Raw genomic sequence first — 16,691 nt, 5'->3', positions numbered from 1 at the left:
GTCACCATGCAAGCACAAGGCAAGTCAAAGGTTGTTTATTTGAATCAACAACCAGGTAATTTTAAAGAAAATCAAGGCCGCTCGCAGCAGTCTGTCAAGCGTCCGCTTGTTATTGCGATGGTAGGCCTCGCTTCAATTTTTATTTGTAGTGTGCCGATTTTTACAGCTCTACAAGCGCAATCGGTTAACCAAGAAAATCTTTTGCAGGCAAAAGCTCAGTATCAAGAAGTCCAAGCGGCCCATGCTAAACTACAAGAAGAAGCACAACGTTTAAACGACCCTGAATATTTAGCCCAAGTTGCACGAAAAGATTACTATTATTCTAAAGAAGGCGAAATTATCTTTAAATTAGAGGGTCTCGAAGATGACGGCTTTGATCAAGCCGCTCAAGCCAATCGCCCCTAAAACTATTCAGAGAATCTAAGGAGGATATTGTTATTTATGTCATTGGAAGTTGGCGCTAAAGTAAAAGGGAAAGTTGTCAGTGTCAAAAATTTTGGAGCATTTGTGTCTCTATCCGATAATGAATCAGGCCTAGTTCATATTTCTCAACTCTCAAATTCATTTGTTAAAGATATTAATGATTTCATCAAAGTTGGCGATGAAGTTGAAGTTAAGGTCATTAAGATTATGCCCGACGGTAAAATTAATTTATCGATGAAAGATGATGATGCAAAAGCATCTGATGATAAAAAACAGTCTAAGAACTTTAAACCAAGACCCAAAAAGGATGATTTTCATAAGAAAGATTCCAATAATTTTGCTAATGGTCCCAAAAACAAACCGAAGTTTGTATCGTCAAGTAATCATTCTTTTTCAGAATCATCCACCAATGATTTTGACCAAATGATGAATCGTTTCTTGAAGGATTCTGAAGATCGGTTAACGTCTCTTAAACGGAACACTGAAGGTAAACGTGGCGGCCGTGGTGGTCGTCGAACATAATTAGATAGTTATTATAGATAGCGGGGGCGGGACAGGAGTGCGGCTAGGTAAAAGGGCTAGCCCCTTTTCTCGCCCTCACTCGGCTGTTTTATAAGCAGCCAGGGAAACATTAAATCACTTAGGGAGGCTGGATGATTGACCAGCCTCTTTTTATAAGCAAGAGTCGCTATTAAGATGGGAGGCCGCGATGGAAGCTTTATTAAAACAAGTAAAGGCTAGTTTTGACGCTTGGCCCCAGTGGCAGCAGACCGATAAATTAGTTATGGGTGTTTCAGGTGGCCTTGATTCGATGGTGCTTTTGGACCTGATGATTAAGTTGCTTGCCCTGAAAGAAAATCAGGGAAAGGAAATTATTGTGGCTCATTTCAACCATCATTTGCGGTCAGATGCTGACTTGGATGCTAGTTTGGTCGAATCTTTTTGTCATCACCATCAGCTCACTTATTTTATCGGTGAATGGCAGGAACCTAGCCATAAAAATACTGAAAGTTTGGCACGCGAGGCACGCTATCACTTTTTTGCTAATGTCCTGGCCGCTAGTCAAAGCCAGGTCTTAGTTACAGCTCATCATTCCAATGATTTAGCCGAGACTTTAATGATCCGCCTCATTCGAGGAACTTCTTTTAAGGGCTTGGCGGGGATTCGTCGATATAGTCAGCGAATTCTCACAACTGATCAAGGACAGGGTGTGGCTACAGACTTAGTTCGCCCCTTATTGTCAATAAGCAAAGCAGAATTGTTGGATTATGCTGAACATTTTAAGTTAGAATATCGCGAAGATTCGACCAACTCTTCGCGTCATCATTTAAGGAATCGAGTGCGGCAGGACCTGTTACCGTGGTTAGAAGGTGAAAATCCGCAATTTCTAGCAAATTTAGAGAGTATGACCCAAGCGGCGGCTGAGGCCTACCAAGCAAATTTTGAAACCTACATGGCCCAGGAAGATCAATTAGTCCTTGCCTTAGGTGAAAATGGCTGGATTCTGGACCGCCCAACTTGGCGTCAATTATCAGCTAGTAGGCGGCGGACATTTTTAACCATTTTTATTGAAGAACGTTTGATTGCTGATCTAGGGTCTTATAACAAACGCTTATTAGACCAGTTGGACCAACTAATCTGTGATACTGCGAGTCCCAACCAAGGCTTGAATTTACCCAGTGAATGGTATGTACAACGGAATTACGACCAAATTCGGATATTTAATAGAAGTAAAGAGCTTGGACCTGAGGAATCTGTTGATGACAGTGACTTCCAACCTCTGACACAATTAAATAAATGGATCTGGGTGGATGAATGCCACCGGGTTGGTATTTTCCGAAAAGAGCAAGTTTCCCACAAGCTATTAAGTGAAGCTCAATGTGTCCTCCCGCTGAATATCGATATTAAGCAACCGATTAATTATTTACTAAGGCACCGGCAGCCAGGAGACCAAATCCGATTACAAGATGCAAGTGGGCGCATTTTTCATAAGAAATTGGCCCGAGTCATGATTGACCAAAAGCTTCCAAAAAATATACGAAACCAAATTTGGCTTTTGGTAGACCGGCAAAATCAAATTATGGCTTGCTTACCTAATATTAAAGCGGCCCACCCAACCATTGTGAGTCAAGAGTTTGCGACTTATTTATTTCTGTATCAAACCATAGAGCAAATTTCCAAAGTATGATAAGATTAGACCTATATTTAGAATAAGGAGCATACCCATGTTAGATAAAGATATTGAGAGAGTCTTAGTTAGTCCTGAAGAAATTCATGCAGCGGTCGTGCGTCTAGGTGCACAATTGACCCAAGATTATCGGGGCAAAGAAGTGGTCGTAGTCGGTATCCTCCGAGGGGCAGCGGTCTTTATGGCTGACATTATTCGTGAGATGGATATTTATCTTGATATTGATTTTATGGACGTTTCTAGTTATGGTGAAGAAACTGAATCATCGGGTGAAGTTAAAATTATCAAAGACTTAGATACGCGCTTAGAAGGTCGTCATGTCTTAGTAGTTGAAGATATTATTGATACCGGCCGCACGCTTAACTATTTGGTAGAGTTGTTTAAATACCGGAAAGCAGCTTCAGTCAAGGTTTGTACCTTATTGGATAAGCCTGAACGTCGAATTGTTAAAAACTTAATTCCTGATTATGTTGGTTTAGAAGTGCCTAATGAATTTGTGGTTGGGTATGGCCTTGACTTTAAGCAAAAATATCGTAACCTACCTTATATTGGGGTACTTAAACCTGAAGTTTATCAATAAACATTATGCTTCATCTTTTTAAAAAGTTTATGGTATAATTTTTAAATGCTAACTAAATAAATAACTAAAGGAGAAATGCTTGGATGAACAATCGTAATTTAAAACCAAAATTTCCAAGAGGCATCCTATTCTATGTAGTGATGGTTTTGGCTTTATTTGGTGTATTTCAAGCTTTTACCGGTTCCCTGTCCCAGTTTGGCCAGGTTGATGAAATTAATTCAAGTGAATTCATGACTCAATTGGAAGCAGGTAAAATCGACAAGTTTGAAATTCAAATTGGCTCTGGCGTCTATAGTGTCCAGGGTGACTATAAGGAAAAAAATAGTAAAGAAGAAACCGATTCTTTTATTTCTATTTTTGAAAGCTCAGATACTGCTAAGAAATTTAAAACTGAAATCTTAGGTAATGATGCCACCCTTAAAACTGTGACTGATCTTGCTAAGGCCAGCAAAACTGAAATGAAGTCTTTGCCTGAGTCCAGTGCAGGCATGTGGTTGTCCATGTTACCTTATTTCTTCTTGCTGATTCCTACCTTCTTTATTCTTTATACCATGATGCAACAAGGTGGCGGCGGCCGTGGCGTGATGAACTTTGGTAAGAGTAAATCAAAAGAGGTCTCTAAGCAAAATGTTAAAGTACGTTTCTCAGACGTTGCCGGAGCAGAAGAAGAAAAACAAGAATTGGTCGAAGTGGTTGAATTCCTAAAAGATCCAAAACGCTTTACAGCCTTAGGAGCTCGGATTCCAGCTGGGGTCTTATTAGAAGGCCCTCCAGGAACAGGTAAAACATTACTTGCCAAAGCTGTTGCAGGTGAAGCCGGTGTACCATTCTTTAGTATGTCTGGATCTGAATTCGTTGAAATGTTTGTTGGGGTCGGTGCTAGCCGGGTCCGTGACTTGTTTGAAAATGCTAAAAAAGCTGCACCAGCTATTATCTTTATTGATGAAATTGATGCAGTGGGTCGCCAACGGGGCGCCGGTATGGGCGGTGGCCACGATGAGCGGGAACAAACCCTTAACCAATTGCTAGTTGAGATGGATGGTTTTGAAGGCAATGAAGGAATCATTGTCATGGCAGCTACCAACCGGTCTGATGTCTTAGACCCTGCCTTATTACGTCCTGGACGTTTTGACCGTCAAATTCTCGTGGGTAACCCTGATGTTAAAGGTCGGGAAGCTATTTTACGCGTCCATGCCCGCAATAAGAAATTAGCTAAAGATGTAGATTTAAAAGTGATTGCTCAACAAACACCTGGCTTTTCTGGGGCTGACCTTGAAAACTTATTAAATGAATCCGCCTTAATTGCAGCGCGTTTTAACCGCAAAGAAATTACTGCGGCAGATGTTGACGAGGCTCACGACCGTGTGATTGCAGGTCCTGCTAAAGCTGATAAACAAATTTCTCAAACTCAACGCCGGACGGTCGCTTTCCATGAAGCTGGTCATACGGTTGTAGGGATGGTCTTATCTGATGCGCGGATTGTCCACAAAGTAACGATTGTACCGCGGGGGCGCGCGGGTGGTTATGCTATTATGTTACCTAAGGAAGACCAATATATTGTGACGTATAAAGAATTATATGAACAAGTGGTCGGTCTATTAGGTGGTCGTGTAGCGGAAGAAATCGTCTTTAACCATAAATCAACGGGGGCTAGTCAAGACTTTAAACAAGCGACTTCGATTGTGCGGTCAATGGTAACCGAATATGGTATGTCTGATAAGTTGGGTACAGTTCAATACGAAGATGATTCCAAACCGTTTGCGGGTCGTCAGTACGGTCAACATGCGGCTTATTCTGAAAGTATTGCCTTTGAGATTGATAACGAAGTGCGTCGTATTATGGAAGAAGCCCATCAAGATGCAACCGAAATTATCACAGCTCACCGTCAACAATTAGATGTCATTGCTAACAAGTTGTTAGAAATTGAAACCTTAGATAAACGTCAAATTAAATCCTTGTTTGAAACAGGTCATATGCCACTTGATTCAGATGAAGAAGAGGCAGAACAAGAGCCAGAAAAGGCTGATAGTTTTGAAGAAGCTAAGGAAAAAGCTCAAGAAGAAGCTGATCCAAGTCAAGCTGGAGCAGCCCCAGGGGCATCTGAAATCAATCCAACCGATAAACCAGTGGATTCAGACCCTAATTTGTAATTAAATTTAAAAGGACCGAGCGAAAGAGAGCATCTTGTGCTTTTCCGTTCGGTTTTTTCATGGGACAAAAGAAAGGAAAGACCAATGACGGATCAATTAATGAAGGCGCTAGCCTTTAATCAAGAAGTAAGACTCTTTGTGGTCAAGGCAACAGAAACAGTGGAAGAAGCCCATCAACGTCATGATACTTGGCAAACTGCGACTGCAGCCCTTGGTCGGACCTTGATTGCGACCAGTCTTTTAGCGGCTAATTTAAAAGGAAAAGATCGACTTAATGTCGTCGTTGATGGTCAAGGTCCGCTTGGCCGGATTATGGCTGAAGCCTATAATGATGGCCGCGTCTGGGGCTTTGCTAGTCAGCCTCATGTTGCTTTACCTTTGAATGCGGCCGGTAAAATTGATGTAGCCGGTGGGGTAGGTTTACCCGGCACCTTGATTGTCAAGAAGACGATCGAAGATTCTTTGGAACCGTATGTCGGCCAAGTCCCCTTGGTTTCGGGTGAATTGGGGGAAGACTTTACTTATTATATGGCTGTATCTGAACAAACGCCTTCCGCTATTGGCTTATCTGTCTTAGTGGCCCCGGATGAATCGGTCTTGGCCGCGGGGGGCTTTATGATACAAGTCTTACCAGGTGCCAGTGAAGAGACAATTACTGCCTTGGAAGACCGACTACAAGCCTTGGGACGTTTTTCTGATTTGATTGACCAAGGTAAATCTTTAGAAGAACTAGCAGATATTTTAGTAGGGGCAGGCAATTACCGCGAATTAGACCGGCAGGCCCTTTCCTTCCATTGCCCTTGTTCCAAGGGCTACTACCGTAATCGGCTAGCTATGATTGGAAGCCAAGAACTCAAGACGATTATTGCTGAAGACCATGGCGCTGAAGTGGTCTGTCATTATTGTAATGAGGTTTATCAATTTAGTGAAAGTGATTTACAGGCTATGGTTGCTGAAATTGAACAGAGGTCTGAAGACTTGGATTAATGGATAATTTTAAGTCCAAAGCCGGTCAACGATTGTAAAAATATAGAAAATATGTTTAAATGCTAATGATAGAGTATTTCAGAATAAGGAGTGACATGGGTGTTAGATAAAGAAAAAGAAGTACAGGTAGAAGATTTAAATGATCAATTAATTGTTCGTCGTGAAAAAATGGCTGAATTATTTGCAGCGGAAGACGCTAAACCTTTCGATTCAGGTTTCCAACGGAGCCATTTATCACAAGAACTTATTTCAAGTTATGATCAATACGATAAAGAATATTTTGAAAATGAAGTTAAAATTCAAGTGGCTATTGCGGGTCGTTTAGTCTCTAAACGGGGTAAAGGTAAAGCTGGTTTTGCCCATATTCAAGATATGGCTGGCCGAATTCAAATCTATGTGCGTAAGGATGCAATAGGCGAAGACCGTTATCTTTGGTTCAAGCAAGCTGACTTAGGCGATATTGTTGGAGTGAAAGGATATGTTTTCAAGACGAATACCGGTGAACTTTCAGTCCACGCAGAAGAATTTTATCCTTTAACTAAGGCTTTACGTCCGCTACCAGATAAATTCCATGGCTTAACCAATGTGGAACAAAGGTATCGTCAACGTTATCTGGACTTGATTTCTAATGATGACAGTCGTCAACGTTTCATCAATCGTTCGATGATTATCCGGCAAATCCGGCGTTATTTGGATGACTTGGGTTACTTAGAAGTTGAAACCCCTGTTTTACATAATATAGCAGGTGGGGCAACTGCTAAGCCATTTATCACCCATCATAATGCTTTAGATATGGAATTATATCTACGGATTGCAACTGAACTTCATTTAAAACGTCTCGTAGTCGGTGGCTTTGAAAAGGTTTATGAATTGGGAAGGGTCTTCCGGAATGAAGGAATTGATACTACTCACAACCCTGAATTTACAACCATTGAAATTTATACGGCCTATTCTGTGTATACAGACTGCATGGACCTAGTGGAAAATCTGATCCGGACAGTTGCTAAAGAAGCCATTGGTCAAACCGTGATTGACTATGCGGGTCAAAAAATTGATTTAGAAACGCCATGGGCACGTCGTCATATGGTTGATATGATTAAGGAATATACGGGGGTTGATTTCTGGCAAGAAATGACCTTTGAAGAAGCTAAAGCATTAGCCAAAGAACACCATGTGCCATTAAATGACCATGATAATACGGTAGGTCACGTAATCAATAACTTCTTTGAAGAATACTGTGAAGATAAATGTATTCAACCAACTTTTGTATACGGACATCCTGTGGAAGTTTCACCACTCGCTCGTAAGAATGATGAAGATCCGCGCTTTACTGACCGCTTTGAATTATTCATTGTTGGTAATGAATACGCCAATGCTTTTACCGAGTTAACGGATCCAATCGATCAAAGAGAACGGTTTGAAGCGCAAATGGCTGAAAAAGATGCTGGTAATGATGAAGCTCATCCTGTGGATGATGACTTCTTAGAAGCTCTTGAATATGGTATGCCACCTACTGGTGGTATCGGAATTGGGGTCGACCGCTTGGCGATGCTCCTAACTGATGCTCAGTCAATTCGTGATGTTTTACTGTTCCCAACTTTAAGAAATAATTAAATAACTTGACTAGCCAGATGGCTAGTCTTTTTTTATGTTTTAAATTTTTATTGGGATAATTTATATGGGAAATCATGGTGATCATAAGCTAATTAAACATAATAATCACAAAATACATTTGTCATATAAATTAGGTTTTGAAAATACAAATAGCCAAGCCCTATCATAAAAGGGCTTGGCTATTTGCCTAGTTAAATTTAAAAATAAAAAGTTAAGAAATTGCGTGGTAGATGGTCTGCATTTCTTGGTCTATCGCGAACAATCGCTCAGAGATAGTTTGTAACTCATCCTCATACTGGGCCACTTTCTCATTGCCATCATTTTTATATCGTAGTTTATGTTCCAAACTAGCCCACATATCCATGGAAATGGTACGGATTTGAATTTCAACTGGCATATAATTGACACCGGTTGAAAGGAAGACGGGAACAGAAACAACGATATGTAAACTACGATAACCAGAGGCTTTGGGGCTTTTAATATAATCCTTGCGTTTCAACAGGGAGATATCATGTTGTTGTAGGAGGAGTTTTTCTAATTGATAAATATCCTCGACATAATTTGTAATCACTCGAATCCCCGCAATATCAAGAATTTCCCGTTTTAAATTAGGGATACTTAATTTAACTTGAAAACGACGTGCTTTATTAACTAGACTTTCAAAGCTTTTAAGACGAGATTCAATATGGTGGATCGGGTTATGGTTATAATTTACTTGAAATTCATTATCGAGATTTTCTAATTTAGTAGCGACTTCGTTTAGGGCAGCTTCATAAACTTGATAGAGTCGGACATAGTCCGACAATTCCTCGATTAAGGCTTCTGTTTCTTGATAATTTTCAGAAGGGGTGAGTGAAGCGAGTTGTTTTCTTAGACTTTGAATATTTAAGGTATTTTTACGACTTAATAACATAAGCATCTCCTTTGACATTACGATACCAAGCCAATTTCTTGGCAGGTTGCAGTAACCATTATATAATAAAATCATGAAAAAGGAGGGAATATTATGGAATTAGTTCGTGAAGGTCAAGCAATTCGTTCATATAATGAAGCAGGGGAAAAGATTGCAGAAATTACTTTTCCGGTAACTGCAGATGCAAACGTAGTGGATGCTAACCATACTTTTGTTTCACCGGAACTCCGTGGCCAAGGTGCTGCAGGTCAATTGCTAGACCGCTTGGTGGAAGAAATGGATAAAGAAGGTAAGAAGATTAAAGCGACTTGCCCATATGTGGTACGTAAATTTGAGGAAGAACCTGAAAAATACAACCATATAAATGTCGATGCAAAATAAGTTAAGAAAAGAAGCTATATTTAGGCTTCTTTTTTTATATTTTCCTTGACCCCAGTCTTTATTAGTGTTAAATTATTTAAGGTGTTTTAATGTCAGATTCCTGATAACCAGTCGTGCTGACTGCTTTAAAACCACCTGATGCTAGCAATCCCTTGGGGTTGCCTAACTTTTTATCACATATGACACACTTGGATGTGTGGACTAGGAATTAGGAGAGGAGGACCTATAAATGCCTACAATTAATCAATTGATCAGAAAGCCTCGTAAGAGCAAAACTTCTAAATCAAATTCACCAGCATTAAACGTTGGTTACAACAGTTTCAAACGTTCTCAAATCACTACTATGTCACCTCAAAAACGTGGTGTATGTACTCGTGTGGGAACCATGACACCTAAGAAACCGAACTCTGCTTTACGTAAGTATGCCCGTGTTCGTTTATCAAACTTGATGGAAGTAACTGCTTATATCCCAGGTGAAGGCCACAACTTACAAGAACATAGTGTTGTTCTTATTCGTGGTGGACGTGTAAAAGACTTACCAGGGGTACGTTACCATATCGTACGTGGTGCTTTAGATACTTCAGGTGTTAACGATCGTAAACAAAGTCGTTCTAAATACGGTGCAAAACGTCCTAAAGGCTAAGCCAAAAAATAAATATATACTCGATTAACTTACAAATGAAGGGAGGAAAGTGAATGTCTCGTAAAGGAAGAGCGCCAAAACGTGAAGTTTTGCCAGATCCAATTTATAATTCACAATTAGTAACTCGTACAATTAACCGTATTATGTTAGACGGTAAACGTGGAAAAGCTTCTAAAATTTTATACTCAGCTTTCGACATTATCCGTGAAGAAACTGGGAATGAACCATTAGAAGTCTTCGAACAAGCAATTGAAAACATTATGCCATTACTTGAAGTTAAAGCCCGCCGTGTTGGGGGATCTAACTACCAAGTCCCAGTTGAGGTTCGTCCAGATCGTCGTGTCACACTTGCATTACGTTGGTTAGTTAACTATTCACGTTTACGTGGTGAAAAATCTATGGAATTAAGATTTGCCCGTGAAGTAATGGATGCTGCTAATAATACTGGTGCATCAGTGAAACAACGTGAAGATATGCATAGAATGGCAGAAGCTAACAAAGCTTTCGCACATTACCGTTGGTAATCTATTTCAAACTATGGTATTGTCACTCTAGAAACGATGTAAATGAAATCTCAAAAAATGAAAGAGGGGTAAAAACCGATGGCAAAAAGAGAATTTTCTCTTGAAAACACTCGTAATATCGGTATCATGGCTCATATTGATGCTGGTAAAACAACGACCACTGAGCGTATCTTGTATTATACCGGTCGAATCCACAAAATTGGGGAAACTCATGAGGGTGCTTCCCAAATGGACTGGATGGAACAAGAACAAGAACGTGGAATTACCATCACTTCTGCAGCAACAACTGCACAATGGAAAGGGTATCGCGTAAACATTATCGACACCCCAGGGCACGTGGACTTCACGGTTGAAGTAGAACGTTCATTACGTGTGCTCGATGGTGCTGTCACTGTTTTGGATGCGCAATCAGGTGTAGAACCTCAAACTGAAACTGTTTGGCGTCAAGCTACCACTTATCATGTACCACGTGTGGTATTTGTTAATAAGATGGATAAATTAGGCGCAAACTTCTTAGATGCAGTTGATTCTATCCATGATCGTCTTCAAGCAAATGCCCATGCGGTTCAATTACCAATTGGTGCTGAAGATAACTTTACTGGTATTATCGACTTAGTAACCATGGAAGCATGGAACTATGCTGATGATTTAGGAACTCAAATTGATAAGATTGAAATTCCTGCTGACTTAAAAGATAAAGCTGAAGAATTACATGACTCATTAATCGAAGCAGTGGCTGATTATGATGAAGAATTAATGATGATGTACCTTGACGGTGAAGAAATTTCTGTTGACCGTCTAAAACAAGCTATCCGTAAAGCTACCCTATCTGTTGAATTCTACCCAGTATTCTGTGGATCAGCCTTCAAGAATAAAGGGGTTCAATTAATGCTTGATGGTGTCATTGATTACTTACCTGCTCCAACTGACGTACCACCAATTATTGGTACTGTTCCAGGAACAGAAGAAGAAGTGGCTCACCATGCGGATGATTCAGAAGCTTTTGCGGCTTTAGCCTTCAAAGTTATGACTGACCCATTCGTAGGTCGTTTGACCTTCTTCCGTGTGTATTCAGGTACACTTGAAGCAGGATCATATGTCTTAAACGCAAGTAAAGACAAACGTGAACGTGTCGGCCGTATTCTTCAAATGCATGCCAACCACCGTCAAGAAATCCCAGAAGTATTTTCTGGTGATATTGCCGCAGCTGTTGGCTTGAAAGATACCGGTACCGGTGATACTTTATGTGCTGAAGACACACCAGTTATTCTAGAATCAATGGAATTCCCTGAACCAGTTATCAACGTAGCAATTGAACCAGATTCAAAAGCTGACCAAGATAAAATGTCCCAAGCTTTAGCAAAACTTGCTGAAGAAGATCCAACCTTCCGTGCAACCACTGACCATGAAACAGGTCAAACAATTATTGCCGGTATGGGTGAACTTCACTTGGATATCATTGTTGACCGTTTGAAACGTGAATTCAAGGTAAATGCCACTGTAGGTGCGCCACAAGTATCTTATCGTGAAACCTTCCGTCAAGCTTGTCAAGCTGAAGGTAAATTCGTTCGTCAATCAGGTGGTAAAGGTCAATATGGTCACGTTTGGGTTGAATTCACACCTAACGAAGAAGGTGGCGGTTTCGAATTCGAAAACGCAATCGTCGGTGGTGTGGTACCACGTGAATATATCCCAGCAGTTGAAGCCGGACTTAAAGATGCTATGGAAAATGGTGTCTTAGCTGGTTACCCATTAGTAGACGTTAAAGCTAAATTATATGATGGTTCTTACCATGATGTCGATTCATCTGAAACGGCCTTCAAGGTAGCTGCTTCATTAGCCTTACGTGAAGCTGCTAAGAAAGCTCAACCAACCATCTTGGAACCTATGATGGCGGTAGAAATTACAGTTCCTGAAGAATATTTAGGGGATGTAATGGGACACGTAAACTCTCGTCGTGGACGTGTTGAAGGAACAACTATGCGTGGTAATGCGCAAATCGTGAAAGGTTTCATTCCATTATCAGAAATGTTTGGATATGCAACTACCTTACGTTCTTCTACTCAAGGACGTGGTACTTTCTCTATGCAATTTGACCACTATGAAGCAGTTCCTAAATCTATCCAAGAAGAAATTATCAAAAAACATTCTGGCAATTAATTTGTTAGAAACTAGCTGATTTGTTAGGGATTATATTGTTGAAATCCCTAACAAGACACGCTATAATTAACTTTGATAGGTGTTTATTGAATCTATTATCCAATTATTAGGAGGAATAAGAATGTCAAAAGAAAAATACGAACGTACGAAACCCCATGTTAACATTGGTACATTAGGCCACGTTGACCACGGTAAAACAACTTTATCAGCTGCGATCGCAACTGTATTAGCAAAACACGGTTTTGGTGAAGCTAAAGATTATGCTTCAATCGATAACGCACCAGAAGAAAAAGAACGTGGAATCACAATCAATACTTCTCATATCGAGTATGAAACTGAAAACCGTCACTACGCTCATATCGACGCTCCAGGACACGCGGACTACGTTAAAAACATGATCACTGGTGCTGCTCAAATGGACGGCGCTATCTTAGTAGTATCTGCTGCTGATGGTCCAATGCCTCAAACTCGTGAACATATCTTGTTATCACGTCAAGTAGGTGTTCCTTACTTCGTAGTATTCTTAAACAAAGTTGACCAAGTGGACGACGAAGAATTACTAGAATTAGTTGAATTAGAAGTTCGTGATTTACTATCTGAATACGATTACCCAGGAGATGATATCCCTGTAATCGCTGGTTCTGCTTTGAAAGCCTTAGAAGGTGACGAAGCTCAAGAAGAAAAAATCATGGAATTAATGGCTGCAGTTGATGAATATATTCCAGAACCACAACGTGAAACTGACAAACCATTCATGATGCCAGTCGAAGACGTGTTCTCAATCACTGGTCGTGGTACTGTTGCAACTGGCCGTGTTGAACGTGGTCAAGTTAAAGTTGGTGACGAAGTTGAAATCGTTGGTATCCACGATGAAACTAAGAAAACTACTGTAACTGGTGTTGAAATGTTCCGTAAGATGTTAGACTTTGCTGAAGCAGGGGATAACATTGGTGCTTTATTACGTGGTGTTACTCGTGAAGATATCGAACGTGGTCAAGTATTAGCAGCTCCTGGATCTATTACTCCACATACTAAATTCAAAGCTGAAGTTTATGTATTATCAAAAGAAGAAGGTGGACGTCATACTCCATTCTTCTCTAACTACCGTCCTCAATTCTACTTCCGTACAACTGACGTAACTGGTGTTGTAGAATTACCAGAAGGTACTGAAATGGTAATGCCTGGTGATAACGTAACTATGGAAGTTGAATTAATTCACCCAATCGCTATCGAAGAAGGAACTCGTTTCTCAATTCGTGAAGGTGGACGTACTGTAGGTGCAGGTACTGTAACTACAATCCTTGCATAATTAGTTGATTAATCAAAACACCCTTCGGGGTGTTTTTTTGTGCTCAAATTCTATAAAAACCCTTGCCTTGGGTGCGCAACGAGCTTTTTAGGCTATAGTCAGCTTAAGCAGTATTTAGGTCTAGACGAAGAAATGGTGAATCAACGTTGGCAGTATTTACTGGGGAAGCACCCCAAAGTTTTATTGCTAATGATGGTTGTCTTTTCACCCCTTATCTTTTTACTCCGTTTATCCTATCTATATTACCAAGAACTACCAGGTCGCTGGCTTAAACGCTTAATTTCCGCGACAGTAGTCATATTAATCTTAATTTATCTCAATAGTCTTAAAAGTCATGTTTTTTATCTACTAGACGGGGGAGGTTTTGTGATGTATCTCTTGCTTTGTTATTACAACGATATGTACGAAACGTAAGTAGTTAGTATATTCCGGTAAATAGTTTAAAATGAGAGGTAAACAGTTATCATTTTAGTAATTATAACAAATATGTTACAATTATTTGTGGAATTATAATAAAAGATAGGAGGATGCTTTAATGAATTATCAAAAGTTTTTTGATTCTATTATGTCAGCTGCTCCAGGGGTTTTAGGGGCTTTGTTAATGCTTATCTTAGCCTTAATTATTGCTTGGGCTTTAAAGAGTTTAATTATTAAAGGTCTAGAGAAGATTGGATTTTCTGATCGCTTAGAAAAATGGGGAATTGCTAAAAACGATGAGGAAGGTAAAACATTCCTAGACACTATTGGCTCCATTGTTTATTTTCTAGTAATCTTATTCTTCTTACCAGCCATTTTAAACGGTTTAAATGTGGGTGGAGTGATGGATCCGATTGTTAATATGTTTAATAAGTTCTTCAACTATATTCCTAATATTGTCTTGGCCATCTTAATTTTAGTGGTGGGTGCATTTTTCTGTAAGTTCGTTCGTCGCTTAATCAAAAATTTACTATCCGGTTTAAATATTGATAAGTGGTATGCCAAGATGACTGGCCAAACTGGTCAAATGGATGTAGATGACCAACAAGTCGCCGAAGTAGTTGCTACGATTATTTACATTTTATTGTTTGTCCCAATTCTTACTGTAGCCTTGGAGACCTTGGGTATCCAATCGATTTCTGTCCCAATTATTAGCATGCTCAATTCTATTTTAGCAGCTATTCCTAATATTATTACAGCAGCTGTCCTATTAATTATTGGTGGTTTTATTGCTAAGTTGGTCGGGGACCTGGTTGAAAACTTGTTAGCAACCACTGGGATTAATAAATATTCTAAGTATCTCAACTTTAACTCGCAAGAATCAGATGTTTCAATTTCTGGCTTAACAGCAGGAATTCTCCGTGGCGTAATTGTCCTCTTCTTTATTGTAGAAGCAATCAATGTGCTTAAGCTTGAAGTCTTAAATACGATTGGTGAAAGTATTATTGCCTACTTACCTTTAGTCCTATCTGCCTTAATTATTTTAGGTATTGCTCTTATAGGTGGTAATATCTTTGCTAATTTCGTGGCTAAGGCCACTGGTAATAATCTAGCTGGCGAATTTGTTCGCTATTCAATTATTATTGTGGGTGCCTTTATGATTCTAGAACAATTACAAATTGCTCAAACGATTGTTAATACAGCCTTTATGATTGTCCTCGGTTCTGTGGGCATTGCAATTGCGCTGGCCTTTGGTTTAGGTGGCCGTGACTTTGCGGCTAAGCAATTAGAAAAAGCGTCTAAAGCCATGGAAGAGGAAGAAAAGAAAGAAGATCATTCTCTGTTATAGGCATAAATTGTCAAGGAATTAAATCAAATAATTATATGGGCTTGGTTGGCTATGTTAAATAGTTGACCAGGCTCATTTTTTTGACCAGTTTTTTTAGTTTCGCTAGTCGGTCAAGTATAATTAGCCGGTAGGATGAGTGATTTTTGGCTAAAAAGGCTTGAAACTTCAGCTCTATTTCGGTAAGATTGATAAGTCTTAATTAAGATAGCTATGGCACTTCAGTGGAGTACCACTCTTTGTCCTTTGGCCATAGTAGACTACTAGGCAGGAAACTGACCTACAAAGGAGCGGATAAAAATGAATCATCAAGGACAGTCTGTAAACTCTAAAGCCCACGATATGACCCTTATGGCGGTTGTTTCAGCCCTCTATGTCGTCTTAACCTTTCTCTTAGCCCCACTGGCTTTTGGACCAGGTTTTCGGATTTCAGAAGGACTAAACTTCTTGGCCCTCTACAATAAACGGCATATTTACGCCATTACGGTGGGTGTTTTTATCGTTAACTACTTTGCTTATGGTATTTGGGATATGGTGATTGGGTCACTGTCATCCTTAGTCTTCCTATTTATTGGTAAATACTTAGCGGAAAAAGCTGCGACTTGGGCTCAAAAAGCAGGTTTTAAAGGCGATCCGATGTTAGTGAAATATGCGATTTTAGCAATTGTTTTCTCATTATCGATGTTTACCATCACTTTAATGATTATCATGCTAGGATCAGGCGATGCCTTCTGGCCGCTTTATATCTCACAAGTTGTGATTGAATTAGGTTCTTTAGCTTTAGGGGCTATCTTCATGTACCCTCTATCTAAACGGATTGATTTCACACGTTAATTTCATAAATGAAACAAGGGGCTAGGCAAACATGCCCAGCTCCGCTAGTTTATATTAAAATAAGAATGATGTCACGGAGGAGTTGACTGGATGGAAACGGCGTCGCAATGCGACTTGTTCCATCCTAGTCAAGAGTGCGCTGGGCGGGCAAGAAGTAGAAAACCACAGATTTTCTACTTCTTACCTGCTCTCTTTTTTATAGTCTAATCAAACACGAACTTTA

The 16,691-nt window shown here is 39.9% G+C and carries 16 protein-coding genes; 15 read left to right on the top strand and 1 reads right to left on the bottom strand.

Annotated features, from left to right (window positions below; genetic code table 11):
• Positions 1-6: 6 nt before the first annotated feature.
• From G396_RS10880 to lysS, 7 genes are all read left to right on the top strand, one after another.
• Positions 7-405, top strand: a complete 399-nt coding sequence (locus G396_RS10880) for an FtsB family cell division protein (RefSeq protein ID WP_051221088.1) — start codon at positions 7-9, stop codon at positions 403-405.
• Positions 406-441: 36 nt separating this feature from the next.
• Complete coding sequence (locus tag G396_RS0103260; protein ID WP_006417802.1) at positions 442-945, top strand: S1 domain-containing RNA-binding protein; 504 nt, start codon at positions 442-444, stop codon at positions 943-945.
• A gap of 187 nt (positions 946-1,132) precedes the next feature.
• Positions 1,133-2,611, top strand: coding sequence for a tRNA lysidine(34) synthetase TilS (tilS, locus tag G396_RS10035; protein WP_051221086.1), 1,479 nt, complete (start codon positions 1,133-1,135; stop codon positions 2,609-2,611).
• 37 nt (positions 2,612-2,648) lie between these two features.
• On the top strand, positions 2,649-3,191 hold the full coding sequence (hpt, locus tag G396_RS0103250; protein ID WP_028125029.1) for a hypoxanthine phosphoribosyltransferase: 543 nt from the start codon (positions 2,649-2,651) through the stop codon (positions 3,189-3,191).
• 83 nt (positions 3,192-3,274) lie between these two features.
• Positions 3,275-5,341, top strand: a complete 2,067-nt coding sequence (gene ftsH / locus G396_RS0103245) for an ATP-dependent zinc metalloprotease FtsH (protein ID WP_028125028.1) — start codon at positions 3,275-3,277, stop codon at positions 5,339-5,341.
• A gap of 84 nt (positions 5,342-5,425) precedes the next feature.
• Positions 5,426-6,328, top strand: coding sequence for an Hsp33 family molecular chaperone HslO (gene hslO, locus G396_RS0103240; protein WP_028125027.1), 903 nt, complete (start codon positions 5,426-5,428; stop codon positions 6,326-6,328).
• 99 nt (positions 6,329-6,427) lie between these two features.
• On the top strand, positions 6,428-7,942 hold the full coding sequence (gene lysS / locus G396_RS0103235) for a lysine--tRNA ligase (RefSeq protein ID WP_006417750.1): 1,515 nt from the start codon (positions 6,428-6,430) through the stop codon (positions 7,940-7,942).
• Between the two features lie 211 nt (positions 7,943-8,153).
• Here lysS and G396_RS0103230 read toward each other — a convergent pair whose 3' ends face one another.
• Positions 8,154-8,855 carry a GTP pyrophosphokinase gene (locus G396_RS0103230; protein WP_006417785.1) on the bottom strand — a complete coding sequence of 234 codons (702 nt, stop codon included), beginning with the start codon at positions 8,853-8,855 and terminating at the stop codon, positions 8,154-8,156.
• A 93-nt stretch (positions 8,856-8,948) separates the two neighbouring features.
• Here G396_RS0103230 and G396_RS0103225 point away from each other — a divergent pair, with 93 nt between their 5' ends.
• From G396_RS0103225 to G396_RS0103195, 8 genes are all read left to right on the top strand, one after another.
• Positions 8,949-9,236 carry a GNAT family N-acetyltransferase gene (locus G396_RS0103225; RefSeq protein ID WP_006417771.1) on the top strand — a complete coding sequence of 96 codons (288 nt, stop codon included), beginning with the start codon at positions 8,949-8,951 and terminating at the stop codon, positions 9,234-9,236.
• Between the two features lie 229 nt (positions 9,237-9,465).
• The gene (gene rpsL / locus G396_RS0103220; RefSeq protein WP_006417819.1) at positions 9,466-9,879 is read left to right on the top strand and encodes a 30S ribosomal protein S12; all 414 of its coding nucleotides are present in this window, start codon (positions 9,466-9,468) and stop codon (positions 9,877-9,879) included.
• A 53-nt stretch (positions 9,880-9,932) separates the two neighbouring features.
• A complete protein-coding gene (rpsG, locus tag G396_RS0103215; protein WP_006417761.1) occupies positions 9,933-10,403 on the top strand; it encodes a 30S ribosomal protein S7 in 471 nt (156 codons plus the stop codon).
• Between the two features lie 78 nt (positions 10,404-10,481).
• Positions 10,482-12,563, top strand: coding sequence for an elongation factor G (gene fusA / locus G396_RS0103210; protein ID WP_028125025.1), 2,082 nt, complete (start codon positions 10,482-10,484; stop codon positions 12,561-12,563).
• A 121-nt stretch (positions 12,564-12,684) separates the two neighbouring features.
• Positions 12,685-13,872 carry an elongation factor Tu gene (gene tuf / locus G396_RS0103205; RefSeq protein ID WP_006417826.1) on the top strand — a complete coding sequence of 396 codons (1,188 nt, stop codon included), beginning with the start codon at positions 12,685-12,687 and terminating at the stop codon, positions 13,870-13,872.
• A 132-nt stretch (positions 13,873-14,004) separates the two neighbouring features.
• Positions 14,005-14,286, top strand: coding sequence for a hypothetical protein (locus G396_RS11585; RefSeq protein WP_162139958.1), 282 nt, complete (start codon positions 14,005-14,007; stop codon positions 14,284-14,286).
• A 121-nt stretch (positions 14,287-14,407) separates the two neighbouring features.
• Positions 14,408-15,637, top strand: coding sequence for a mechanosensitive ion channel (locus G396_RS0103200; protein ID WP_028125024.1), 1,230 nt, complete (start codon positions 14,408-14,410; stop codon positions 15,635-15,637).
• Positions 15,638-15,934: 297 nt separating this feature from the next.
• Positions 15,935-16,468, top strand: coding sequence for a QueT transporter family protein (locus tag G396_RS0103195; RefSeq protein ID WP_006417760.1), 534 nt, complete (start codon positions 15,935-15,937; stop codon positions 16,466-16,468).
• Positions 16,469-16,691 lie beyond the last annotated feature (223 nt).

Source organism: Eremococcus coleocola DSM 15696 (genome assembly GCF_000428865.1).
Taxonomy (GTDB): domain Bacteria; phylum Bacillota; class Bacilli; order Lactobacillales; family Aerococcaceae; genus Eremococcus; species Eremococcus coleocola.
The sequence above is the reverse complement of the archived record's forward strand: the minus strand, read 5'-3'. Positions and strand labels throughout refer to the sequence as shown.